This window comes from Pseudomonas sp. GQ91 (genome assembly GCF_059758795.1).
The window spans coordinates 35,077-58,633 of the sequence record NZ_JCAXED010000003.1 but is presented as its reverse complement, the minus strand read 5'-3'; the positions used below and the strand labels follow the sequence as shown (position 1 = coordinate 58,633).

At 59.5% G+C, this 23,557-nt stretch carries 21 protein-coding genes; 4 read left to right on the top strand and 17 right to left on the bottom strand.

The window, feature by feature from the left end; genetic code table 11:
* Positions 1–63 precede the first annotated feature (63 nt).
* Complete coding sequence (gene treP / locus AC6CIA_RS05090; RefSeq protein WP_498310894.1) at positions 64–1,506, bottom strand: PTS system trehalose-specific EIIBC component; 1,443 nt, start codon at positions 1,504–1,506, stop codon at positions 64–66.
* Between the two features lie 308 nt (positions 1,507–1,814).
* Here treP and treR point away from each other — a divergent pair, with 308 nt between their 5' ends.
* Positions 1,815–2,519, top strand: coding sequence for a trehalose operon repressor (treR, locus tag AC6CIA_RS05085; RefSeq protein ID WP_498310893.1), 705 nt, complete (start codon positions 1,815–1,817; stop codon positions 2,517–2,519).
* Between the two features lie 142 nt (positions 2,520–2,661).
* On the opposite strand, the gene guaA is transcribed toward treR, so the two are convergent.
* The 3 genes from guaA to AC6CIA_RS05070 all read right to left on the bottom strand — a co-directional run bounded on the left by guaA (position 2,662) and on the right by AC6CIA_RS05070 (position 6,558).
* The gene (guaA, locus tag AC6CIA_RS05080; protein ID WP_498310892.1) at positions 2,662–4,239 is read right to left on the bottom strand and encodes a glutamine-hydrolyzing GMP synthase; all 1,578 of its coding nucleotides are present in this window, start codon (positions 4,237–4,239) and stop codon (positions 2,662–2,664) included.
* A gap of 82 nt (positions 4,240–4,321) precedes the next feature.
* Positions 4,322–5,791, bottom strand: coding sequence for an IMP dehydrogenase (gene guaB, locus AC6CIA_RS05075; RefSeq protein WP_339531688.1), 1,470 nt, complete (start codon positions 5,789–5,791; stop codon positions 4,322–4,324).
* Between the two features lie 218 nt (positions 5,792–6,009).
* Positions 6,010–6,558 carry a sugar ABC transporter ATPase gene (locus AC6CIA_RS05070; protein ID WP_498310890.1) on the bottom strand — a complete coding sequence of 183 codons (549 nt, stop codon included), beginning with the start codon at positions 6,556–6,558 and terminating at the stop codon, positions 6,010–6,012.
* 389 nt (positions 6,559–6,947) lie between these two features.
* Between AC6CIA_RS05070 and xseA the strand changes: the two genes are divergently transcribed.
* The 3 genes from xseA to leuA all read left to right on the top strand — a co-directional run bounded on the left by xseA (position 6,948) and on the right by leuA (position 11,165).
* Positions 6,948–8,327: an exodeoxyribonuclease VII large subunit gene (xseA, locus tag AC6CIA_RS05065; protein ID WP_498310889.1), complete on the top strand. Its 1,380-nt coding sequence runs from the start codon at positions 6,948–6,950 to the stop codon at positions 8,325–8,327.
* Between the two features lie 3 nt (positions 8,328–8,330).
* Complete coding sequence (locus tag AC6CIA_RS05060; RefSeq protein WP_498310888.1) at positions 8,331–9,152, top strand: peptidoglycan DD-metalloendopeptidase family protein; 822 nt, start codon at positions 8,331–8,333, stop codon at positions 9,150–9,152.
* 333 nt (positions 9,153–9,485) lie between these two features.
* Entirely contained in the window at positions 9,486–11,165 is a 1,680-nt protein-coding gene (gene leuA / locus AC6CIA_RS05055; protein ID WP_339531692.1) for a 2-isopropylmalate synthase, read from the top strand.
* A gap of 190 nt (positions 11,166–11,355) precedes the next feature.
* Here the strand turns inward: leuA and AC6CIA_RS05050 are convergent, their stop codons facing one another.
* The 13 genes from AC6CIA_RS05050 to fdx form a co-directional block, all read right to left on the bottom strand.
* Positions 11,356–12,147, bottom strand: a complete 792-nt coding sequence (locus AC6CIA_RS05050) for an amidohydrolase (RefSeq protein ID WP_498310887.1) — start codon at positions 12,145–12,147, stop codon at positions 11,356–11,358.
* Positions 12,135–13,283 (bottom strand): pyridoxal phosphate-dependent aminotransferase, encoded by a 1,149-nt coding sequence (locus tag AC6CIA_RS05045; protein WP_498310886.1) that lies wholly within the window; start codon positions 13,281–13,283, stop codon positions 12,135–12,137. The genes AC6CIA_RS05050 and AC6CIA_RS05045 overlap by 13 nt, the downstream gene beginning before the upstream one ends.
* Positions 13,284–13,524: 241 nt before the next feature.
* Positions 13,525–14,994 carry a ribosome biogenesis GTPase Der gene (gene der / locus AC6CIA_RS05040; protein WP_084380037.1) on the bottom strand — a complete coding sequence of 490 codons (1,470 nt, stop codon included), beginning with the start codon at positions 14,992–14,994 and terminating at the stop codon, positions 13,525–13,527.
* A 262-nt stretch (positions 14,995–15,256) separates the two neighbouring features.
* Complete coding sequence (gene bamB / locus AC6CIA_RS05035) at positions 15,257–16,408, bottom strand: outer membrane protein assembly factor BamB (protein ID WP_498310884.1); 1,152 nt, start codon at positions 16,406–16,408, stop codon at positions 15,257–15,259.
* Complete coding sequence (locus AC6CIA_RS05030; RefSeq protein WP_498310882.1) at positions 16,401–17,042, bottom strand: YfgM family protein; 642 nt, start codon at positions 17,040–17,042, stop codon at positions 16,401–16,403. Before AC6CIA_RS05030 ends, bamB begins: the two co-directional genes overlap by 8 nt.
* A 41-nt stretch (positions 17,043–17,083) precedes the next feature.
* Positions 17,084–18,373: a histidine--tRNA ligase gene (gene hisS / locus AC6CIA_RS05025; RefSeq protein WP_339531697.1), complete on the bottom strand. Its 1,290-nt coding sequence runs from the start codon at positions 18,371–18,373 to the stop codon at positions 17,084–17,086.
* A gap of 23 nt (positions 18,374–18,396) precedes the next feature.
* Entirely contained in the window at positions 18,397–19,506 is a 1,110-nt protein-coding gene (ispG, locus tag AC6CIA_RS05020; RefSeq protein WP_084380033.1) for a flavodoxin-dependent (E)-4-hydroxy-3-methylbut-2-enyl-diphosphate synthase, read from the bottom strand.
* A gap of 2 nt (positions 19,507–19,508) precedes the next feature.
* A complete protein-coding gene (locus AC6CIA_RS05015) occupies positions 19,509–20,534 on the bottom strand; it encodes a RodZ domain-containing protein (RefSeq protein ID WP_498310881.1) in 1,026 nt (341 codons plus the stop codon).
* Positions 20,534–21,292 (bottom strand): type IV pilus biogenesis/stability protein PilW, encoded by a 759-nt coding sequence (gene pilW, locus AC6CIA_RS05010; protein WP_498310880.1) that lies wholly within the window; start codon positions 21,290–21,292, stop codon positions 20,534–20,536. Before pilW ends, AC6CIA_RS05015 begins: the two co-directional genes overlap by 1 nt.
* Before the next feature lie 12 nt (positions 21,293–21,304).
* Positions 21,305–22,453, bottom strand: a complete 1,149-nt coding sequence (rlmN, locus tag AC6CIA_RS05005) for a dual-specificity RNA methyltransferase RlmN (RefSeq protein WP_498310879.1) — start codon at positions 22,451–22,453, stop codon at positions 21,305–21,307.
* 29 nt (positions 22,454–22,482) lie between these two features.
* The gene (gene ndk, locus AC6CIA_RS05000) at positions 22,483–22,908 is read right to left on the bottom strand and encodes a nucleoside-diphosphate kinase (RefSeq protein WP_003175956.1); all 426 of its coding nucleotides are present in this window, start codon (positions 22,906–22,908) and stop codon (positions 22,483–22,485) included.
* 91 nt (positions 22,909–22,999) lie between these two features.
* Positions 23,000–23,200, bottom strand: a complete 201-nt coding sequence (iscX, locus tag AC6CIA_RS04995) for a Fe-S cluster assembly protein IscX (protein WP_230152048.1) — start codon at positions 23,198–23,200, stop codon at positions 23,000–23,002.
* Positions 23,201–23,214: 14 nt separating this feature from the next.
* Positions 23,215–23,556: an ISC system 2Fe-2S type ferredoxin gene (gene fdx / locus AC6CIA_RS04990; RefSeq protein ID WP_084380029.1), complete on the bottom strand. Its 342-nt coding sequence runs from the start codon at positions 23,554–23,556 to the stop codon at positions 23,215–23,217.
* Position 23,557 lies beyond the last annotated feature (1 nt).

The following is a 23,557-nucleotide window of genomic DNA, read 5'->3' as shown; positions in this document are numbered from 1 at the left end:
CGCTCCCACAGGCTGGAATGCATTTGAAAATGTGGGAGCGGGCTTGCTCGCGATAGCAATGGATCAGGCGACCCGATACCCCGGCCGAACGATTTTCATGCTCAACGCACAGGTCAAGACAAACGGCACGACCATCGCCACCACCATGCCAATCACAAACATCGGGATGGCATGGGGCACGATCGAAATGAAACCGGGCAAGCCACCGACGCCGATCGCCGAGGCCTGGACCTTGTTCAGCGACAGGAAAATACTGCCCAGCGCCGAGCCCAGCAGGGCCGCATAGAAGGGAAACTTGAAGCGCAGATTGACGCCGAACATCGCCGGTTCAGTGATGCCGAAATAAGAGGAAATCGCCGACGTCGAGGCCATGCTTCTGTCCCGGGCGTTGCGGCTCATGTAGAACACGCCGAGCGCGGCGCTGCCCTGGGCCAGGTTGGACATCACGATCATTGGCCAGATAAAAGTGCCGCCCTGGGTGGAGATCAGTTGCAGGTCCACGGCGAGAAACATGTGGTGCATGCCGGTGATCACCAACGGCGCATACAACAGGCCGAAAATCGCGCCGCCAAGCATCGGCGCCAGGTCGAACAGCGTGACCACGCCTTCGGTGATCAGAATGCCCAGGTGCCGGGTCACCGGGCCGATAATCGCCAGCGCCAGCACGCCAGTGACGACGATAGTGGTGATGGGCACCACCAGCAGTTGAATCGCATTCGGCACCCGCGCCCGCAGCCATTTCTCAATGACGCTCATGACGTAGGCGGCCATCAGGATCGGCAGGATTTGCCCTTGATAGCCGACCTTTTCAATCTGGAACCAGCCCAGGATATCGAAGTACGGCAAGCTCTGGCCGTCGAGACCGGCGACCGCCTTGCCATAGTTCCAGGCGTTGAGCAGATCCGGGTGCACCAGCATCAGGCCGAGGACGATGCCAAGGATTTCACTACCGCCAAAACGCTTGGCCGCCGACCAGCCCACCAACGCGGGCAGGAACACGAACGAAGTGTTGGCCATCAGGTTGATCAGGCTCCACAGGCCCTCCAGGTTTGGATAGGCTTCCAGCAGCGTCTGCCCCTCGATAAACATGCCTTTGGCGCCCATCAGATTGTTCACCCCCATGAGCAGGCCGGCAATGATCAGCGCCGGCAGGATCGGCATGAACACATCGGAAAACACCCGCACCAGCCGTTGCATGGGATTGGTTTTATCCGCGCCCTTCTGCTTCACGTCGGCAATGGTCGATGCGGCCAGGCCCGTCTCTGCCCGCAACGCGGCATAGACCTTTTCCACCTCGCCGGGGCCGATCACGATCTGAAACAGCCCGCCGGTAAAAAACGAGCCCTTGACCAGGTCGACCTGACTCAATTCGGCATTCCTGACCAGGCCTGGGTCCTTGAGGGCCAGGCGCAGACGGGTCACGCAGTGGGCAGCTTGCTCAAGGTTGTCGCTGCCGCCGAGACTGCGGAGAATCTCGCGGGCAATGTTCGGGTAGTCGTGGCTCATGCTTGATATTCCACTTGGTTTTTTTGTTATTGAGGGCAGTCATTGACAGCACGCCGAGGAGCAAAGTACTCGTCTGTACGAGTTAAATCAACAACTCGTATAGACGAGTTACAATTTGTTTATTTTATTGACCACTTGTAGGAGCGAGCTTGCTCGCGAAAAACCCGAGAGTGCCGCAGGATGTCAGATTTTTCGCAGCAAACTCGCCCCTGCCGCGATTGGCGATATCCAAGGGCCCGATGGACAAACCCCACCTCTGCCACTAAGGTTCCTGCCTTGAATGCAAACGCTGCACAGAGCCCTCCCCCATGAGCAAATACAACCAGATCTATACCGATCTGCTTGCCAGCATCACCACCGAACGCCTGCAACGCGGCACGCGCCTTCCCTCCGAAACCGAACTGATGGACGCCTACCAGGCCAGCCGTGGCACCGTGCGTCGAGCCATCGAGCAGTTGCAGGAGCGCGGCTTTGCGCAAAAAATCCATGGCAAGGGCACTTTTGTGCTGTCACCCAACCCCATCGAATTCCAGCTCGGCGGGATCGTCAGCTTTCTCGAGACCCACGCCGACCTCGGGGATGACGTGCGCACCGAAGTGGTGGATTTCAGCCAGTTCCCCCTTGAAGGTTCATTGCTGGAACATATCGAAGCCGCACCCGGCAGTTTGATCACCCGGATCAAACGGGTACGACGCATCGGTGGCAAACGGGTGATTCTCGACATCAACCACTTCGTCGCCGACCTGATCCCGGGGCTGGACCAGACGATTGCCGAGCAGTCGATCTACGCATTCATCGAACAAACGTTGCACCTGCACATCAGCTACGCCCAACGCACCATCGAAGCCTTGCCCCGAGGCAAGGACGATCAGGCACACCTCGACCTCGACGGCCAGAGCCATGTGATCGTGGTCAGCAACCAGACGTTTTTGCAGGACGGGCGACAATTCGAGTACACCGAATCGCGGCATACGCTGGATAAGTTTTACTTTTCGGATATTGCACGGCGATAAGGCCACGCGAAGATCAAAAATGTGGGAGCAAGCCCGCTCCCACACTTTGAACGGTGACGTTTGATTTACCGACTCACAAAATACAAAACCCCGGCTCAAAGGCCGGGGTTCTGTTATTCAGCGTTCACCTGCTGGCGCAGGATCACTCCCACTCGATCGTCGCCGGCGGCTTGCTCGACACGTCATAGGTCACGCGCGAGATGCCTTCGATTTCATTGATGATACGGCCGCTGACGGTTTCCAGCAGTTCGTACGGCAGGTGTGCCCAACGGGCGGTCATGAAGTCGATGGTTTCCACGGCGCGCAGGGCCACGACCCAGGCGTAGCGACGGCCATCACCCACGACACCGACCGACTTGACCGGCTGGAACACCACGAAGGCCTGGCTCACCTTGTGGTACCAGTCGGCCTTGCGCAGTTCTTCGATGAAGATGTGGTCGGCGCGACGCAGCAGGTCAGCGTATTCCTTTTTCACTTCACCGAGGATCCGCACGCCCAGGCCCGGGCCCGGGAATGGGTGGCGGTAGACCATGTCGTACGGCAGGCCGAGTTCCAGACCCAGACGGCGGACTTCGTCCTTGAACAGCTCGCGCAACGGTTCTACCAGCTTGAGGTTCATTTCCTCAGGCAGGCCACCCACGTTGTGGTGGGACTTGATCACGTGGGCCTTGCCGCTCTTGGCGCCGGCCGACTCGATCACGTCAGGGTAGATAGTGCCTTGGGCGAGGTACTTGATGTTGTCCAGCTTGTTGGACTGGGCATCGAAGACGTCGATGAAGGTACGACCGATGATCTTGCGCTTCTTCTCCGGGTCGGACTCGCCGGCCAGGTTGTTGAGAAACTGCTCCTCGGCGTTGGCGCGGATCACCTTGACGCCCATGTTCTCGGCGAACATGGCCATCACCTGCTCACCTTCGTGCAGGCGCAACAGGCCGTTGTCGACGAACACACAGGTCAGTTGATCACCAATGGCCTTGTGCAGCAGCGCCGCGACCACCGAGGAGTCAACGCCGCCGGAGAGGCCGAGCAGGACGTTGTCGGTGCCGACCTGGGCACGCACATTGGCGATGGCGTCTTCAGCGATTTTCGACGGGGTCCACAGGGCTTCACACTCGCAGATATCGAGGACGAAGCGCGACAGGATGCGCCCCCCTTGCTTGGTGTGGGTCACTTCCGGGTGGAACTGCACACCATAGTAACGACGCTCGTCGCTGAACATGCCGGCAATCGGGCAACTCGGGGTGCTGGCCAGGATGTGGAAGTCCGCCGGCATTTTGGTGACTTTGTCACCGTGGCTCATCCACACGTCGAGACCGAACAGGCCGTCGGCGTCGATGTGATCTTCGATGCCGTCCAGCAGGCGGCTTTTGCCGACCACGTCGACGCGGGCATAACCGAATTCACGCAGCTCGGAACCTTCGACCTTGCCGCCCAGTTGCTCGGCCATGGTCTGCATGCCGTAGCAGATACCGAAGACCGGTACGCCGAGGTCAAATACTGCCTGTGGGCAACGCGGGCTGTTGGCTTCGTGTACGGACTCGGGGCCGCCGGCGAGGATGACGCCTTTTGGAGCGAATTCGCGAATCGCTTCGTCGTCCATGTCGAACGGATGCAGTTCGCAGTACACGCCGATTTCACGCACGCGGCGGGCGATCAGCTGAGTGTACTGGGAACCGAAATCGAGGATCAGGATGCGGTGGGCGTGAATGTCGAGGGCCATGAGATCAGTCTCGTCTAATGAATCAGAAACAACTCGGGGCTGAATAAGACAGCCCCGGTTACTTAACATTTTGCTGGAAGGCTCAACCTACGCGGTAGTTTGGCGCTTCCTTGGTGATCTGCACGTCATGCACGTGGGATTCGGCCATGCCGGCACCGGTGATCCGCACGAACTCAGGCTTGGTGCGCATTTCTTCGATGTTGGCGCTGCCGGTGTAGCCCATCGAGGAGCGCAGGCCGCCCATCAGCTGATGGATGATGGCGCTCAGGGTGCCCTTGTAAGGGACACGCCCCTCGATACCTTCCGGAACGAGTTTCTCGGCGCCTGCCGAGGAGTCCTGGAAGTAACGGTCGGAGGAACCTTGAGCCTGGGACATGGCGCCCAGCGAACCCATGCCACGGTAAGCCTTGTAGGACCGGCCCTGGAACAGCTCGATCTCGCCCGGAGCTTCTTCGGTACCGGCGAACATCGAACCCATCATCACGCAGGATGCACCGGCAACGATGGCCTTGGACAGGTCACCGGAGAAACGGATACCACCGTCGGCGATCAACGGTACGCCGGTGCCTTCAAGGGCCGCGGCGACATTGGCGATGGCGCTGATTTGCGGCACGCCGACACCGGCAACGATACGGGTGGTGCAGATCGAGCCCGGGCCGATACCGACCTTGACCGCGTCCGCGCCCGCCTCGGCCAGGGCCTTGGCAGCAGCGCCGGTAGCAATGTTGCCACCGATCACTTGTACTTCAGGGAATTTCTCTTTGACCCAACGAACACGGTCGATCACGCCTTTGGAGTGACCGTGGGCAGTGTCGACCACGACCACGTCGACCCCGGCAGCCACCAGCGCCGTGACGCGGTCACCGGTGTCTTTACCGGTACCGACGGCAGCGCCGACACGCAGGCGACCTTGGTCGTCCTTGCTCGCCAGCGGGTAGGCCTTGGCTTTTTCGATGTCGTTGACGGTCATCATGCCTTTGAGGGCAAATTTCTCGTCGACGATCAGCACGCGTTCGATACGGTGTTTGTGCAGCAGTTCGCGAACGTCGTTCTTGTCGGCGCCTTCCTTGACGGTGACCAGACGCTCTTTAGGCGTCATCACTTCACGGACGGTGACTTCAAGGCGGTTCTCGAAACGCACGTCACGGGAAGTGACGATGCCGACCAGGTCGCCATCGTGCAGCACCGGAACGCCGGAAATATTGTGCATGCGAGTGAGTTCGAACAGGTCACGCACGGTCGCTTCAGCGTCGATGGTGATCGGGTCCTTGACCACGCCAGCTTCGTAACGCTTGACCTTGCGCACTTCGGCAGCTTGCTGCTCGATGGTCATGTTCTTGTGGATAATGCCGATGCCACCTTCCTGAGCCATGGCGATTGCCAGACGGGCTTCAGTAACGGTGTCCATGGCGGCAGAAACCAGGGGAATATTCAGCTCGATGCCACGGGTTAGGCGGGTCTTGAGACTGACTTCGTTAGGAAGTACCTCGGAATAACCGGGCACTAGGAGAATGTCGTCGAATGTCAGAGCTTCTTGGCTGATACGCAGCATCGCGGGGGCTCCCGAGCGGGAAAATGGAAGCGCGCCATTATACTCAGACACCTGTCGGGGCTCAACGTAAAACTCTGACAATATTGGTAATACTGATAGAAGGGTAAACCTTGTTGCTTTTCTGTAGGAGCGAGCTTGCTCGCGAAGAACGCCAGGGCACCGCGTTAAAACCAGACAGCCCACATTATCGTTGACGATTTTCGCGAGCAAGCTCGCTCCTACAGCTCGACTTTGACCCAACTGATCTTGTGGTCCAGCCAGTCGGCAAATTCGTCGATAAAGCTCTGCTTGAACCCCGCCTCCGCCCAATTGTTGAAGATGAACCCCAGGTTGGAGAAGCCGCATTCCTGCAGGAACAGGAAACCATTGATGTCGTCTTCATGCCCGCACAACGGGCAGGTGAAGTTATCGGTGTGGCCGGGCATCCAGTCCTCCAGGCTTTCGAACAGCGCCTCGCCGACCTCCTTGCGGCATTCCGGGCAGCCGGCTTCTTCCAGAAACCCCTTGGCTGGTGTGTAGATGCAGCGCTTGTAGATAATCTCCAGACCGTTGACCGGTTCGTTGAACGGCAACGCTTCGGGGTACAGCACCACGGCGCGGGCTCCGTCGGCGAGGGCGTAGCCCATGCGGTTGCCGGTGCGCCCGCAGGTAGTGAGCTCTTCCTTGATGATGTTCTTGCGCACCAGCCAACGCACAATCGCCCGGGCCCGGGGCTCGTGGACGGGCAAGGTGGAAATTTTCGGGACAAGGATGCTTTGGGAATTCATGGGAGTCCTGCGGTGTGGCATCTGACGCCTTCGCGAGCAAACCCGCTCCCACATTCGACGGCGTTCCTACAGCAAAAACGCGGTCGAATGTGGGAGCGGGCTTGCTCGCGAATAGGCTTTGAAGGCTGGCAGCTTAATCCCTGGCACCCACAGGTCAAGTACTCAAATAGCGGGCAATCAGCGCGATACCGCTGACCAGCACCAGCCCGTCGATGCCGCTGAAAGACCACTGACTCATGAGTTCGACCGGGCTCATCGGACATTCCTTGTTAGAGAGATCGGTCACTTTAACCAACACGCCGGGTTGCCCCCCCTATCTTCGCGTTCAGTCTCGGCGCCGATAGAGCAGTTCTGTCAAACACTGGGTGAATGCCTATAAACTGCCGTCCATGATTAAAGATCCCTTTGCCCGTCTGGGCCTGGACCGCGAAGTCCTGACTGTCAGCCAGCTCAACGGCCGCGCGCGGGTGTTGCTGGAAGATGTGTTCACCAATATCTGGGTCGAAGGCGAGATTTCCAACCTCGCCCGCCCGGCCTCCGGCCACGTGTACTTCACCCTCAAGGACAGCGGCGCGCAGGTGCGTTGCGCATTGTTTCGACAGAATGCCGCCCGGGTGCGCCAGGCCTTGAAAGATGGCCTGGCGGTCAAGGTACGGGGCAAGGTCTCGCTGTTTGAGGGCCGCGGCGACTACCAGTTGATTCTCGACACCGTCGAACCGGCCGGCGATGGCGCGTTGCGCCTGGCGTTCGATGCCTTGAAAGAGAAACTCAGCGCCGAAGGCCTGTTCAGTGCTGAACGAAAAGTACCGCTGCCGGCCCATCCACGGCGGATCGGCATTATCAGTTCGCCGACTGGCGCAGTGATTCGCGACATCATCAGCGTGTTCCGTCGCCGCGCCCCACAGGTGCAACTGACATTGATCCCCACCGCGGTCCAGGGCCGCGAAGCGGTCTCGCAGATTGTTCGAGCGCTCAAGCTGGCCGATGCACGGGGCTTCGACGCACTGATCCTGGCCCGTGGCGGCGGCTCGCTGGAAGACCTCTGGTGCTTCAACGAAGAGCCGGTGGCGCGTGCCGTGGATGCCTGCGTGACGCCAATCGTCAGCGCCGTGGGCCATGAAACCGATGTGTCCATCAGCGACTTCGTGGCCGATGTACGCGCGCCCACGCCTTCCGCGGCTGCCGAGCTGCTCGCACCGGACGCCAGCGACCTGGTGCGCCAGGTCGAAAGCTTGCACCGGCGCCTGGTCATGCGCATGCGCAACCGCCTGATGCATGACCGCCTGCGCCTGGAAGGCATGGCCCGCCGCCTGCGCCACCCTGGCGAACGCCTGCGCCAGCAAGCCCAACGCCTGGACGACCTGGACATGCGCCTGCGCCGCGCCTTCGAGCGCAACCTCAATACCCGTCGCGAACGGCTGATCCGCCTGGAAACACGCCTGGCCGGCCAGCACCCGGGCCGACAACTGGCGATGCTGCGCCAACGCCTGGACAGCCTTGCCGAACGCCTGCCGCGCGCCATGCGTGAAGGTCTCAAGGCCCGTCGCCTGCAGTTGCAAAGCCAAGTGCAAACGCTGCAGGTGGTCAGTCCGTTGGCGACGCTCGGACGCGGTTACAGCATCCTTCTGGATGAGCGCGGCCAGGCCATCCGCGACGCCGCCCAAACCCATACCGGCCAGCGTCTTACCGCACGTCTGGGCGAAGGCCAATTGCAGGTCCGGGTGGAGGATAACCACCTGACGCCCGTCACCCTTTCATTACTGGATTGATTCATGCCGCGTTTTTTAAGTTTGCTGATGCTGTTGTGCCTGACCTTTAACGCCCATGCCGACAGCTACATTACCCGAGCCTTGAACAAACCAGTGCCCGGCGGCGTGGCCGTGGTGGACCTGGGCGCCTCGGCCGCGGCACCCAAGGCCACCTTTCAAGGCAAACCGGTCTTGGTGGTCAAGGAGCAGGACAACTGGCTCGCCATCGTCGGCATTCCACTGGGCACACCACCTGGCAATCACCGGATCAGCAGCGGCGGCCGCAACCTGCCTTTCATCGTGGGCTTCAAGAAGTACCCGGAACAACGCATCACCCTGAAGAATAAAAGCCAGGTCAACCCGGCGCCGGCACAGCTCAAGCGCATCGAGAAGGAGTTGGCGACCCAGATCAAGGCCTACCGCACATTCAGCCCGAACATCCCCAGCAATCTGATATTGGACAAGCCGGTGAACGGCCCGCTGTCGAGCAAGTTCGGTGTTCGCCGGTTCTTCAATGGCGAGGAACGCAATCCCCACTCCGGCCTGGACTTTGCGGTGCCCGCGGGCACACCGGTCAAGACCCCGGCACGCGGCAAGGTGATCCTGATCGGTGACTACTTCTTTAACGGTAAAACCGTATTCGTCGACCATGGCCAAGGCTTTATCAGCATGTTTTGTCATCTGTCGAAGATTGATGTGAACGTGGGCCAACAGCTGGCACGCGGGGCGGTGGTCGGCAAGGTGGGCGCCACTGGCCGCGCAACCGGACCGCATATGCACTGGAATGTCAGCCTGAACGACGCGCGGGTGGATCCGGCGATCTTCATTGGCGCTTTTACCCCTTGATCCGGATTGCGCACCCTTGGCAGGGTGCGCAAACAAAACAAGCCAAAAGGTAAATTTCAAGCATAAAATCTCGCCTACCACCTAAAACCCAGAAATCCTCTCAATTTTTTTCGACTGCTTGCCATCTTGAATCCCGACGGTTAGGGTTGAGCTTATGAAAACCTCTCACACCCTCATTCAGCTTCGTCAGCACCGCAGCCTGTGCCTTGTCAGCGCACGACTGCCAGGCTGAATCGAACTGCCTCGCCTCTTGCTTCACCTCAATAACAGCATCCCTAATAAACGTTTTCCGGCAGGCCGCCTCTTTTCGGCCCTACAACAAGGATTCTTCTGATGAGCATGCTCAAAGACCCGTCTTCGAAATACCGTGCGTTCCCGACCATTGATATCCCGGACCGCACCTGGCCGTCGAAGACCATCACTGCCGCGCCGATCTGGTGCAGCTCCGATTTGCGCGACGGCAACCAATCGCTGATCGAACCGATGGATGCGGTCAAGAAACTGCGCTTCTGGAAGACATTGGTCGCTGTCGGCGTCAAGGAAATCGAAGCCTCGTTCCCGGCCGCTTCGCAAACCGATTTCGACTTCGTGCGCACGCTGATCGAAGACAATCACATCCCCGAGGACACCACCATCCAGGTGCTGACCCAGGGCCGTGAAGATTTGATCGCCCGCACCTTTGAATCCCTGCGCGGGGCGAAGAAAGCCATCGTGCATTTGTATAACGCGACCTCGCCATCCTTCCGTCGCATTGTCTTCAATCAGGACAAGGACGGGATCAAGGCGATCGCGGTCAACGCGGCCAAGCTGTTCGTCAAATACGCCGCCCAGCAGCCGGAAACCCAGTGGACGTTCGAGTACTCACCGGAAACCTTCAGTGCGACCGAGCTGGAATTCGCCAAGGAAGTCTGTGACGCGGTGATCGAGGTCTGGAACCCGACACCTGAGCACAAGGTGATCCTCAACCTGCCGGCTACCGTCGAATGCGCCACGCCGAACATCTATGCCGACCAGATCGAGTGGTTCGGTCGCCATATCAACCGTCGTGACAGCGTCATCATCAGCCTGCACACCCACAACGACCGTGGTACCGGGGTTGCGGCAACCGAGCTGGGCCTGATGGCCGGCGCCGACCGTGTCGAAGGCTGCCTGTTCGGCAACGGCGAGCGCACCGGCAACGTCGACCTGGTGACAGTGGCCTTGAACCTCTACACCCAAGGCGTGGATCCCGAGCTGGATTTCTCCGATATCGACGGTGTGCGCAAAGTCGTCGAAGAGTGCAACCAGATCCCGGTACACCCGCGTCATCCATATGTGGGCGACCTGGTCCACACTGCCTTCTCGGGCTCCCACCAGGACGCGATCCGCAAGGGCTTTACCCAGCAGAAGCCGGACACCCTGTGGGAAGTACCGTATTTGCCAATCGACCCGGCCGACATTGGCCGCAGCTACGAGGCGGTGATTCGCGTCAACAGCCAGTCGGGCAAAGGCGGGATCGCTTATTTGCTGGAACAGGAATACGACATCAGCTTGCCACGTCGCATGCAGATCGAGTTCAGCCAAGTGGTACAGGCGGAAACCGATCGCGTTGGCCTGGAGATGACTGCACCGCAGATTTACGCGTTGTTGCAGCGTGAATACCTGCAAGCCAACACCCCGTACGCGTTGGTCAGCCATCGCCTGCAGGAAGAAAACGGCAACAGCACGGTGGAAGTGGAAGTGTCCGGCAAAGGCCAGGGCGAAACCAACCTGCGCTGGCACGGCAAGGGTAACGGCGCACTGGAGGCGCTGGTGGCCGGCCTGCCGATTGGTGTCGAAATCATGGACTACAACGAACACGCCATCGGCGCCGGCACCCATGCCAAGGCGGCGGCTTACATTGAGCTGCGGGTCAACGGCGAGCGTTCGGTACACGGTGTGGGCATCGATGAAAACATCACCACGGCCAGCTTCAAGGCGCTGTTCAGCGCGCTGAACCGCTCGCTGAGCCAGTTGGAAGCGAAAGCGGCGTAAACCTACGCTGAAATACAAAAGGCCCCTGGATTGAAAAAACCAGGGGCCTTTTTGCTTTGGGTCTAGGGTGAGGCTGATGGCCTCATCGCGAGCAAGTCGAATCGTCGCACCGCCGCTCCCACATTCGACCGCATCCGCCTGGGGGAATGCGGTCGAATGTGGGAGCGGGCTTGCTCGCGATAGCAATTTGTCAGACAAATTGAAAGCTATCGGCATCCAGGTTAGCCGGGAAACGGCTGCGATAGTCCGCCAGTGCCGCGGCATCCAGGCACACCTGGAAAACCCCGTCCGCCTCCCCCGCGCTGAGCAGGCTTTCGCCCTGGAAGTCCAGCACCTGACTGTCACCGGTATAGGCAAAGCCCTTGCCGTCTGTTCCGACGCGATTCACCGCCGCCACATAACACAGGTTTTCGATCGCCCGTGCCGGCAACAAGCGATTCCAGTGCTGGCGTCGCGCGCCCGGCCAGTTCGCGGTGTACAGCAGCAGGTCGGTGTCCTGGGCGTCACGGCTCCACACCGGAAAGCGCAGGTCATAGCAAATCAATGGGCGAATGCGCCACCCCTTGAGCTCGAACTGCACCTGGCGTTCACCGGGGGTGTAGTGATTGTGCTCGCCGGCCATGCGAAACAAGTGGCGTTTATCGTAGTGCAACACCTCGCCATCCGGCCGCGCCCACAACAGGCGGTTGCGATGGCTGCCGTCTGCCGCCTGGATAATCACGCTGCCGGTAATCACCGCAGCGTATTTGCGCGCCTGGGCCTTGAGCCACTCGTGGGTCGGTCCGTGCTCTGCTTCCGCGAGGGTTTCGGACTCCATCGAGAAGCCGGTGGTGAACATCTCCGGCAGCACAATCAAATCCGCGCCCCTGGCCTGCTCCAGCAGCGACTCGAAATGCTCAAGGTTCGCCTGGCGGTCATGCCACGCCAGGGAGGTCTGTACCAGGGCAATATTCAGATCGGGTAACTCACTCAAATCACGCATAGCTTCTCGGCTGCTTGGCGCAGCGTCTCCTCGCGCTTGGCAAAGCACAGGCGCACCAGGCGCCGGCCCTGCGGTGGGTTCTGGTAGAACACCGAGACCGGAATGCTGGCCACGCCATGTTCGCGGGTCATCCACAGCGACATGTCAACGTCATCCAGATCCGGACGGACCCGTGAGTAATCCACCAGTTGGAAGTAAGTACCGGCCACCCGAGTAAAGCTGAAGCGGGATGACGCCAGCAAGTCGCAGAACAGGTCACGCTTGGCCTGATAAAACCCCGGCAGTTCTGCAACATGTTCAGGGTGCTCGGCCATGTAGTCCGCCAGCGCGTACTGCAGCGGCGTAACGCCACAGAAACTGACGTATTGATGCACCTTGCGCAGCTCGGCGCTGAGAGCCGGTGGCGCGATCACGTAGCCGGTTTTCCAGCCGGTGACGTGGTAGGTCTTGCCAAAGGAACTGACCACAAAGGCCCGTTGATACAGCTCTTCATGGGCCAATACGCTGACATGGGGCACGCCGTCGAAGACCAGGTGTTCGTAAACCTCATCGCTGACCAGATAAATATCACGATGACGGATCAGTTCGGCCAGTTGCTCCAGTTCGGTCCGACTGATCAGCGCGCCACTGGGATTATGCGGGGTGTTGAGAATGATCATGCGCGTACGCGGTGACAGCGCGGCCTGGATCTGCTCGAAGTCCAGGCTGAAATCCTCCAGCCCCAGTTGCACGTGCACACAGCGACCGCCGGCAAGTGCTACGGAAGGTTCGTAGCTGTCGTAGCACGGATCAAACACGATGACTTCATCGCCGCTGCGGATCACCGCCTGGATTGCGCAGAAAATCGCCTGGGTGGCGCCGGGCGTGATGGTCACTTCGGTGTCGGGATCGACCGTGACGCCGTAGCTGCGCGCCAGTTTGGCCGACACTTGCTGCCGCAGCGCCGGCAGGCCGGTCATCGGCGCGTATTGGTTGTGGCCGCTGGCGACGTGCCTGCCCACCGCATCGAGCAGCGCCTGGGGGCCATTGAAGTCGGGAAAACCCTGGGACAGATTCAGCGCGCCGGTCTCGGCGGCGAGTTGCGACATCGTGGTAAAAATCGTGGTGCCGACATTCGGCAGCTTGCTGGTGATCATGGAGCCCCCTCCAGGTGAGCTGCAAGTTTTAAGCTGCAAGCTGCAAGGGGTCAATCGCCAGGCACAAAAAACGGCTATGGAGAAGGAGTGCCAATCTTTGTAGGCGCTAGCTTGCTCGCGAAAAATCGTCAACGATAACGTGGGCTGTCTGGTTTTAACGCGGTGCCCTGACGTTCTTCGCGAGCAAGCTCGCTCCTACAAAAGCCTTTTTTGTGCGGCGATGGGGTTGCCAGCCTGAAGCTTAGCGCCGATCTTTACGCTTCTTGTCAGCCTTCTTGTTGTGACTCATCAAGCGACGTTTCTTGTTCACTTGACGGTCGGTCAGGCTGTTCTTGTTGCCTTCGTACGGGTTCTCGCCACCCTTGAACTCGATACGGATCGGCGTACCGACCAGTTTCAAGACACGGCGGTAGGTGTTTTCCAGATAACGAACATAGGACTTCGGCACCTTCTCGATCTGATTACCGTGGATCACGATAATCGGCGGGTTGGCACCGCCCAAGTGGGCGTAACGCAGCTTGATCCGACGGTTGTTGACCATCGGTGGCGCGTGCTCGCCCACGGCGTCCTCGAGGATCTGGGTCAGGCGGTTGGTCGGCCAGCGGGTGACCGCCGACTTGAACGAGTTCTGCACAGACGCGTAGAGGTTGCCCACGCCGGTGCCGTGCAGCGCCGAGATAAAGTGGATGTCGGCGAAGTCGACAAAGAACAACCGACGCTGCAGCTCGACCTTGACGTAGTCGCGCTCGCTTGGCGTCATGCCGTCCCACTTGTTGATCGCGATCACCAGTGCCCGACCCGCCTCAAGGGCGAAGCCCAGCAGGTTGAGGTCGTGGTCGACCACACCTTCGCGGGCGTCCATGACGAAGATCACCACGTTGGCGTCCTTGATCGCCTGCAGGGTCTTGACCACCGAGAACTTTTCAACCTCCTCGTGGATCTTGCCGCGCTTGCGTACACCGGCGGTATCGATCAGCGTGTACTTCTCGTCGTTACGCTCAAACGGGATGTAGATACTGTCGCGGGTAGTGCCGGGCTGGTCATACACGATCACCCGGTCTTCACCGAGCATGCGGTTGACCAAGGTCGACTTGCCGACGTTCGGACGGCCAATAATGGCGATCTTGATCCCGTCTTTTTCGCTCGGCCCAGGAATGCGCTTGGCTTCCTCACCTTCGGCAACGATCTCGTCTTCGCCCTCTTCTTCCTCGACGTCATCCCGAGGGAAGTCACGCAGGCAGATTTCCAGCATCTGGGTGATGCCGCGACCGTGGGCACCGGCGATCGGGATCGCGTCGCCCAGGCCCATCGGGCTGAATTCGGCGCGGGCCAGTTCAGGATCGATGTTGTCGATCTTGTTGGCCACCACGTAGGAGCGTTTGTTGCGTTTGCGCAGGTGCTCGCCAATCATCTGGTCAGCAGCGGTGTAGCCCGCACGGGCATCCACCAGGAACAACACGACATCGGCTTCTTCGATAGCCAGCAGCGACTGCTCGGCCATCTTTTCGTCCATGCCATGCTCGTCACCGGAGATACCGCCGGTGTCGACAAGAATGTAGGAGCGCCCTTGCCACTTTGCCTCACCGTATTGGCGATCACGGGTCAGACCGGACAAGTCGCCGACGATGGCGTCGCGAGTCCTGGTCAGGCGGTTGAACAAGGTGGACTTGCCGACGTTAGGTCGGCCCACCAGGGCGATTACGGGAACCATGCGGCTCTCCACTTCGTTATTTCAGAAAATACAAAAGCCGCTGCAAGGCAGCGGCTGGTGCTCGGGGCGGCATTTGATCTGCCACATACCCCACCCAACACTGATCACTGTAGGAGCGAGCTTGCTCGCGAAGAACGACAACGATAACGCGCCTAACCTGATTAAACGTGTGTTCCTCAGGTTCTTCGCGAGCGAGCTCGCTCCTACAAGAAACAAAAAGCGTTGTAGCAGGGCCGCCTGGGAGTTACCCCAAGCATAGTTCTTACTTGATGGTCAGGGCTTCCAACTTGCCGCTGTTACCAAACACGTAAAGCATGTTGCCTACAACCAGCGGACGGGCACGCAGGCCGTCGCTGTCGATACGTTCGCGGCCGACAAAACGACCATCCACCTGGCTCAGCAGGTGCAGATAACCTTCCAGGTCACCTACCACCACGTAGCTGGAGAACACTTCCGGTGCCGACAGTTGACGACGGGCCAGCGAGTCATTGCTCCACAAAGCAGTGGTGGAACGCTCGTCGACGCTCTCAACAGTGCCGGACGCCAGGCTGACGTAGACGCTGCCAAACCCCTGGGCGACACCCGCATAGCTGGAAGCATCACGCTGCCAGAGCACGCGACCGCTTTGCAGGTCCAACGCCGCTACACGACCCTGGTAAGTCGCGACATAGAGGGTTTCACCCGACAGCAGCAAACCGCCGTCGATATCCACTACGCGGTCCAGCTCGGAACGACCTTGTGGAATCGCGACCCGCGATTCCCAGGCCGGTACGCCGTTCTGGATGTTCAGGGCGACCACTTTACCGGTCGACAGGCCAGCCAGTGCCAGGTTATTGGTCACAACCGGACCGCTGGTACCGCGCAACGTCAGGACCGCGGGGGTACTGTCATACAACCAGCGTTGCTCGCCCGTAGTGGCGTCAAGGCCAATCAGGCTGTCATCCTGGGTCTGCACGACCACGACATCACCGTTGGTGGCAGGCGGCGCGAGGACTTCACTGGTCACGCGAGCGCGCCATTTCTCTTCACCGGTGCTCGAATCCAGTGCCACGACTTCGCCCTTGAGCGTGCCGATCATCACCAGGCCATAACCCACGCCGACGGCGCCGGATACTGGCAGTTCGAGGTCTGTCTTCCACTTGACGTCGCCGTTCATGCGATCCATGGAAACCACTACGCCGGTGACGTCAGCCGCCACAATGTTGTCACCGTCGATTGCCGGTACCAACATGTTGTAGGTGTCACCCTGACCGTCACCGATGGAGCGGCTCCACTGCTTTTGCAGGACCACTTCTTCCTTGAAGCTGGTCAGCTCGGCAGGCGGCAGTTCTTTTTTGCTGTTGCTGCTGCAACCCGCGGCCAAAACGGCCAGAGCCAGCAATGCTGCATGTTTCCAACGGATCACGTCACGCATCCCCTTTGGCCAGGTCGTCCAGCTTGGTTTGTAAGCCACCGACCGCTGCTTCATCAGACAGCGCGGCCTTGGCTTTTTGGTACGCAGCATTGGCTTCGTCGGTACGACCCAATTGGACCAGCAGGTCGCCCTTGAGCTCTTCACGAGTAGCCAGGAATGCCTTGTCAGCATCGCCGTCGAGCAGTTTCAGTGCTTCGTCGGCCTTGTTTTGGGCTGCCAGAACCTGAGCCAGGCGCTGACGTGCAATTTCACCCAGGGTCGGGTTGGCCGGCTTGTCGGCGACGGCTTTCAATTCGGCCACGGCATCATCCAGCTTGCCGGTGTCGACCGCGACTTTCGCGACGAACAGGCTACCGTACTGGGCGTAGGTGCTACCGCCAAATTCGCTTTTCAGCTTGCCGGCCAGATCCGCCACCTGGGCAGGGTCAGGCTTGCCATTCGGCGTCAGCGTGGTTTCCAGCAGTTGCTGATAGAGCATCGAGGCGCCGTGCGACTGATTGCTCTGATACTTCTGGAAAGCCTGCCAACCGAACACCACCACTAGCGCCAGCAAGCCGCCAGTGACCAGGGGTTTGCCGTTGCGCTGCCACCAGTCCTTGAAATCGGCCAGTTGCTCATCATCAGTACTCGACACCCCAATACTCCTTAATCGCTAAATTCGGCTGTTTGACAGCTTCAACCCTGCACGATGCAGGTGGCCAAATGCGCAGCGAGCGCATCAAAGGCAATGCTTTGTTGTTCGCCCTGGCCACGCAGGGGTTTGAAACTTACCACTTGCTGGGCCAGTTCATCATCGCCCAGGATCAGTGCATACAATGCACCGCTCTTATCGGCTTTCTTGAATTGGCTTTTAAAACTGCCGGCACCGGCATTCACCTGCAAGCGCAGGTTCGGCAGTTGGTCGCGTAGCTGTTCGCTCAAGGCCAGGCCAGCCAGTTCGGCCGCCTCGCCAAAGGCGCACAAGTACACATCCACCTGACGGGAAATTTCTTCGGGTACCTGCTCCAGGGTTTCCAGCAGCAGGATCAGGCGCTCGATCCCCATGGCGAACCCCACACCGGTGGTCGGCTTACCGCCCATTTGTTCCACCAGGCCGTCGTAACGGCCACCGGCACACACCGTACCCTGGGCGCCAAGCTTGTCGGTGACCCACTCGAAAACGGTCTTGCTGTAGTAATCGAGGCCACGTACCAGCTTGGGGTTGATGACAAAAGGAATACCGGCCGCCTCCAGGCGGGCCTTGAGCCCCTCGAAGTGCGTGCGGGATTCATCATCCAGGTAGTCGGCCATTTTCGGCGCGTCGACCAGTACCGCCTGGGTGTCGGCATTCTTGGTATCAAGTACGCGCAACGGGTTGGTTTTCAGGCGACGCTGGCTGTCTTCATCCAACTGGTCCAGGCGTGCGGACAGGAACTCAACCAGGGCTTCACGGTAACGGCCACGGGATTCACTGGTGCCCAGGCTGTTGAGCTCGAGCTTGACCGCGTCACGGATCCCCAACAGGCCCCACAGGCGCCAGGTCAACACGATCAGCTCGGCATCGATGTCCGGACCGTCGAGGTTGAAGACTTCCAGGCCAATCTGGTGAAACTGGCGATAACGGCCTTTCTGCGGACGCTCGTGGCGGAACATCGGGCCGATGTACCACAGCTTCTGCGGCTGACCGCCACCGGTGAGGCCATGCTCCAGCACAGCGCGCACGCACGCGGCGGTCCCTTCCGGACGCAGGGTCAGGGAGTCGCCGTTGCGGTCTTCGAAGGTGTACATCTCTTTTTCGACGATGTCGGTCACTTCACCGATGGAGCGCTTGAACAGCTCGGTGAACTCGACGATCGGCATGCGGATCTGCTTGTAACCGTAGTTATCCAGCAGACGCGCGACCGTGCTCTCGAAGTAGCGCCACAGCGGCGTCTGCTCGGGCAGGATGTCGTTCATGCCACGAATGGCTTGCAGAGACTTGCTCACATCTAGTCCTTAAATTCGTTCAATCAGCCGCGCGCGATCAGCGCTGCGTCAGCTTCGACCTTTTCGGCCGCTTTCTCGCGGATCAACCTTTCCAACTGATCCACCAGATTGTCATTCGTCAATTTCTGCGACGGCTTGCCGTCGATGTAAATCAGGTTGGGCGTGCCACCGGTCAGGCCGATATGCGCCTCTTTGGCTTCACCCGGGCCGTTGACCACACATCCGATCACCGCCACATCCAGCGGCACCAGCAGGTCTTCCAGGCGCACTTCCAGTTCGTTCATGGTTTTCACCACGTCGAAGTTCTGCCGCGAGCAGCTCGGGCAGGCAATAAAATTGATGCCACGGGAACGTAAATGCAGGGATTTGAGAATGTCGTAGCCGACTTTCACTTCCTCTACCGGGTCCGCCGCCAGGGAGATGCGAATAGTATCGCCAATCCCGTCGGCCAGCAGCATACCGAGACCCACCGCAGATTTCACTGTGCCTGAACGTAAACCACCGGCTTCGGTGATGCCCAGGTGCAGCGGCTGGACGATTTCCTTGGCCAGCAGACGGTAGGCTTCTACCGCCATGAACACATCGGAAGCCTTTACGCTGACCTTGAAGTCCTGGAAATTCAGACGCTCCAGGTGCTCGACGTGACGCAGTGCAGACTCCACCAACGCCGCAGGTGTCGGTTCGCCATATTTCTTTTGCAGGTCTTTTTCCAGGGAACCGGCGTTCACGCCGATGCGAATCGGGATCCCGCGATCACGGGCGGCATCCACCACGGCGCGCACCCGGTCTTCACGACCAATGTTACCCGGGTTGATCCGCAGGCAATCGACGCCCAACTCAGCCACACGCAAGGCAATCCGGTAATCGAAATGAATATCGGCGACCAGCGGCACCTTGACCAGTTGCTTGATACGACCGAACGCTTCGGCGGCGTCCATGTCCGGAACCGAAACCCGCACGATATCGACGCCGGCCGCTTCCAGACGGTTGATCTGGGCAACGGTGGCGGCCACATCATTGGTGTCGCTGTTGGTCATGCTCTGCACCGCGATAGGGGCATCGCCCCCCACCGGCACCGAGCCGACCCAGATCTTGCGCGATACGCGACGTTTGATTGGAGATTCGCCGTGCATGACTATTGTCCCAACTTCAGGCGAGCGGTCTCGCCACTGGTGAACGGCGCCACGTCCACGGGCTGGCCGTTGTAGACCACTTGCGCGCCACGGGCAAAGCCCAGACGCAGCGCCAGAGGGGGTTTGCCGACCTGATCCAGCGTATCGCCCTTACGCTTCAGTCCGCTGAACAGCACCTTGCCAGTGCCATCGCTGACTTGCGTCCAGCAGTCAGCGACGTAGGTAATCTGGACACGGCCATCGCCCATCACCGTGACGGGCGCCTGGGCTTCGGGGGCTGCTGCAGTCGGCGTAGTCGGCGCAACCGGAGCAACGGGTGCAACCGGCGTCTGGGCCGGATCGACGGGGGCGGGAGCCGGGGCAGCCGGGGTAACCGGGGTAACCGGAGCAGTGACGCCAGGAGCAGGTTGCACAGCGGTCGCGGCCGGATCGGCGCCGGCCTCGGCAGCCGGTTGACCCGTTTGCAAATCCAGGCTCTGACCTTGCGGCGCAGTCTGTCCCTGAACCACAGCCTGATCTTCCGGCTCGTCCAGAGGATGAATCTGGGTGGTACCGTCGGCGCTTTCGACTTCGACATGCTCAAGGGCGTTACTGGTCAGGTCCTTGCTGCGCAGGGAGGCCTGGTCCTGCCACCAGAGAAAACCGCCGCCGATCACAGCGATCAGCAACAACAGGCTGACGATGCGCAGAATCGTGTGGGAAACCCGCACTGGTTCTTCGATACGACCCAGGCCGTGAACGCTGCTGCCTTGGGAATCGGTGCCGGTGAATTGGTCGAACTCCTGGACCAGAGCCGCCTGGTCGATGCCCAGCAACTTGGCGTAGGCGCGGATGTAGCCGCGGGCAAAGGTGTGCCCCGGCAGCTTGTCGAACGCACCGTTTTCCAGGTTGCCCAGGGAAGTGGTGGTCAAATTGAGCTTGAGGGCCACTTCGGCCAACGACCAACCATTGCTTTCGCGGGCCTGACGCAAGGTCTCGCCTGGGTTTACACGATTAGCGGCTACAACTTCCGGGTGCGCGGCTTTCATCATTGCTCCGACAGGTATTGCTGATATTCCGGCGTACCGGGATAGAGTCGTTCTAATTGCTGGCCAAAACGTGCGGCCTTGTCGCGTTCCTCATGAACCGCAGCCAAGCGCACGCCGAGCAATAGACTACGTGCATTTTGCCCGCTGAGCAGGCTAAAACGTTCGTAATAGTCACGTGCTGGCACATAATGCCTGTCTTCATAGGACAACTCAGCCATTTCGAGCAAAGCCCGAGGCTGGCGTTGGTTCAAGTGCAGGGCTTTTTCCAGTTGCCGGCGAGCGCTGTCACGCTGCCCGAGGCGTATCGAAGTCACACCGAGGTTCTCGAAAACCCGGGAACGCTCAGGATAGAGGGTATCGGCTGCCGCTTGCTGAAAATAACCGGAAGCTTCGGCGAAACGTGCCTGCTGGAACAGGAAACTGCCATAGTTATTGAGCAGCCGCGGATCACCGGGTCGCACGGCCAGCGCCTTGCGCAAGTACTGCTCCGCCAGCTCGGGTTCGGCCTGGGCCTGGAATACCAGGGCCAACGCCGCATTGGCATCAGCGTCCTGACCGTCAAGGACCAGGGCTCTCTGCAACGGCACCTTGGCCTGCTCGCTCAAACCCTGGCGCAGATACCCCAAGCCCAACTGCACATAGGCAGCACGCGCCTCATCACGTCCCTTGCCGGTTTGCAACGGACTGTCAGCGCCCGAGGAAACGCAACCGGCCATCAGACCGGCAAAAAGCAAAAGCAGCGCAAGGCGCAAGGGCATAGAGATCCTCTCTCAGGTTCGGGTCGCGGCGTTCTGCGCCATATCACTGTCAGCGCTCAATTCGCGCACGGCGATATAACGCTCGCTGCGACGGGTGCGGTCCAGCACCTGTCCTACCAATTGGCCACACGCAGCATCAATGTCTTCACCACGGGTGGTGCGGACGGTGACATTGAAGCCGGCCTGGTGCAGTTGATCCTGGAAACGGCGGATAGCGTTGTTGCTCGGCCGCTCGTAGCCAGAATGGGGAAACGGGTTAAACGGAATCAGGTTGATCTTGCACGGGATGTTCTTGAGCAACTCGATCATCTCGACCGCGTGCTCAACCTTGTCATTGATGTCCTTGAGCAAGGTGTACTCGATGGTCAGCACGCGCTTTTCGCCCAGGGACGACATGTAGCGCTGGCAAGACTCGAGCAGCATCTTAAGCGGATACTTCTTGTTGATCGGCACCAATTGATTACGCAATGCGTCATTGGGTGCGTGCAGGGACAACGCCAGGGAGACGTCGATGTGCTTGGACAGCTCATCGATCATCGGCACCACGCCGGAGGTCGACAGGGTCACGCGGCGCTTGGAAATGCCGTAGCCCAGGTCGTCCATCATCAGGTGCATGGCCGAAACGACGTTATCGAAGTTCAACAGCGGCTCACCCATGCCCATCATCACCACGTTGGTGATGGCACGGTCGACGGTTGCCGGGACGCTGCCAAAGGATTTGTTGGCAATCCACACCTGACCGATAACTTCGGCGGCGGTGAGGTTGCTATTGAAGCCTTGCTTGCCGGTGGAGCAGAAACTGCAGTCCAGGGCACAGCCTGCCTGGGACGAAACGCACAAGGTGCCGCGCTTGCCCTGGGGAATGTAGACGGTCTCGACGCAACTGCCGGACGCCACGCGCACCACCCACTTGCGGGTGCCGTCGCTGGAGATGTCCTCGCTGACAACTTCCGGACCGCGAACCTCGGCAATGCTCTTGAGCTTGTCGCGCAGAGCCTTGCTGACGTTGGTCATGGCGTCGAAATCATCGACGCCAAAGTGGTGAATCCATTTCATTACCTGACCGGCACGGAAACGCTTCTCCCCGATTGAGTCGAAGAATTTTTCCATTTCCTGTTGGGTCAGACCCAGCAGGTTGGTTTTAACAGTCGATGTAGTCATGGATTCACCCTCACTCTTTAAGCCGATGCTTAGCGAGCGGTTACTTCAGTAGCAGCGAAAAAGTACGAAATTTCGCGAGCAGCAGCGGCTTCGGAGTCCGAACCGTGAACAGCGTTGGCGTCGATGGACTCAGCGAAATCAGCACGGATGGTGCCGGCAGCAGCTTCTTTAGGGTTGGTGGCGCCCATCAGCTCACGGTTCAGAGCGATAGCGTTTTCGCCTTCCAGGACCTGAACGACAACCGGGCCGGAGATCATGAAGGCAACCAGGTCGCCGAAGAAGCCACGAGCGCTGTGCTCGGCGTAGAAGCCTTCAGCTTCAGCCTTGGACAGTTGCTTGAGTTTCGAAGCTACAACCTTCAGGCCGGCTTTTTCGAAACGAGTGGTGATCTCGCCGATGACGTTTTTTGCAACTGCGTCAGGCTTGATGATGGAGAAAGTACGTTGAACAGCCATGGTGTAACTCCAGAAACGGTAATTTGCGAAAAATTAAACCCGCGAATTATACGCGGGTTCTTGGGTATTGCCTAACTGCGTAAGGGAGGCTTCAGTCCTGTTCTTCTTTCCAGGCAGTCTGGATAGCTTCAAGCACCTTTTCACCGCCGCGATCCCGATCGTCTTCAAACCCTGGCAAGGCCATGACCATGTCACGCAAAGCGACAAAGTTCACCGAATAAGGATCCATATCCGGATGGCCGTCGGCCAACAGAATAGCGATCTCTTGCACATCAACCCATTTAAGACTCATGACACTTCCTTGAATCAGTGCGGCGCTTCGGCTGCATGGTTGAGCGAATATTTCGGAATTTCAACGGTGAGGTCTTCGGTGCCGACGATGGCCTGACAGCTCAGGCGCGATGTCGGCTCCAGGCCCCACGCTCTATCAAGATAGTCCTCTTCCAACTCATCAGCCTCTTCGAGGCTATCGAAACCTTCGCGGATGATGCAGTGACAAGTGGTACAGGCGTTGACGCCACCACAGGCACTTTCGATCTCGATGTGGTTGTCATGCGCGACGTCGAGAAGGGACTTGCCGGTCTCAGCCTCCACAACCATACCGTCCGGGCAATGCTCGGCGTGTGGCAGAAAAATGACCTGCGGCATC

What these genes read in the sequence shown, in the direction of transcription:
- treP (WP_498310894.1), bottom strand. Translation starts at nt 1,506, where the DNA reads ATGAGCCACGACTACCCGAACATTGCCCGCGAGATTCTCCGCAGTCTC.
- treR (WP_498310893.1), top strand. Translation starts at nt 1,815, where the DNA reads ATGAGCAAATACAACCAGATCTATACCGATCTGCTTGCCAGCATCACC.
- guaA (WP_498310892.1), bottom strand. Translation starts at nt 4,239, where the DNA reads ATGGCCCTCGACATTCACGCCCACCGCATCCTGATCCTCGATTTCGGT.
- guaB (WP_339531688.1), bottom strand. Translation starts at nt 5,791, where the DNA reads ATGCTGCGTATCAGCCAAGAAGCTCTGACATTCGACGACATTCTCCTA.
- AC6CIA_RS05070 (WP_498310890.1), bottom strand. Translation starts at nt 6,558, where the DNA reads ATGAATTCCCAAAGCATCCTTGTCCCGAAAATTTCCACCTTGCCCGTC.
- xseA (WP_498310889.1), top strand. Translation starts at nt 6,948, where the DNA reads ATGATTAAAGATCCCTTTGCCCGTCTGGGCCTGGACCGCGAAGTCCTG.
- AC6CIA_RS05060 (WP_498310888.1), top strand. Translation starts at nt 8,331, where the DNA reads ATGCCGCGTTTTTTAAGTTTGCTGATGCTGTTGTGCCTGACCTTTAAC.
- leuA (WP_339531692.1), top strand. Translation starts at nt 9,486, where the DNA reads ATGAGCATGCTCAAAGACCCGTCTTCGAAATACCGTGCGTTCCCGACC.
- AC6CIA_RS05050 (WP_498310887.1), bottom strand. Translation starts at nt 12,147, where the DNA reads ATGCGTGATTTGAGTGAGTTACCCGATCTGAATATTGCCCTGGTACAG.
- AC6CIA_RS05045 (WP_498310886.1), bottom strand. Translation starts at nt 13,283, where the DNA reads ATGATCACCAGCAAGCTGCCGAATGTCGGCACCACGATTTTTACCACG.
- der (WP_084380037.1), bottom strand. Translation starts at nt 14,994, where the DNA reads ATGGTTCCCGTAATCGCCCTGGTGGGCCGACCTAACGTCGGCAAGTCC.
- bamB (WP_498310884.1), bottom strand. Translation starts at nt 16,408, where the DNA reads ATGCGTGACGTGATCCGTTGGAAACATGCAGCATTGCTGGCTCTGGCC.
- ispG (WP_084380033.1), bottom strand. Translation starts at nt 19,506, where the DNA reads ATGCACGGCGAATCTCCAATCAAACGTCGCGTATCGCGCAAGATCTGG.
- AC6CIA_RS05015 (WP_498310881.1), bottom strand. Translation starts at nt 20,534, where the DNA reads ATGAAAGCCGCGCACCCGGAAGTTGTAGCCGCTAATCGTGTAAACCCA.
- pilW (WP_498310880.1), bottom strand. Translation starts at nt 21,292, where the DNA reads ATGCCCTTGCGCCTTGCGCTGCTTTTGCTTTTTGCCGGTCTGATGGCC.
- rlmN (WP_498310879.1), bottom strand. Translation starts at nt 22,453, where the DNA reads ATGACTACATCGACTGTTAAAACCAACCTGCTGGGTCTGACCCAACAG.
- ndk (WP_003175956.1), bottom strand. Translation starts at nt 22,908, where the DNA reads ATGGCTGTTCAACGTACTTTCTCCATCATCAAGCCTGACGCAGTTGCA.
- iscX (WP_230152048.1), bottom strand. Translation starts at nt 23,200, where the DNA reads ATGAGTCTTAAATGGGTTGATGTGCAAGAGATCGCTATTCTGTTGGCC.
- fdx (WP_084380029.1), bottom strand. Translation starts at nt 23,556, where the DNA reads ATGCCGCAGGTCATTTTTCTGCCACACGCCGAGCATTGCCCGGACGGT.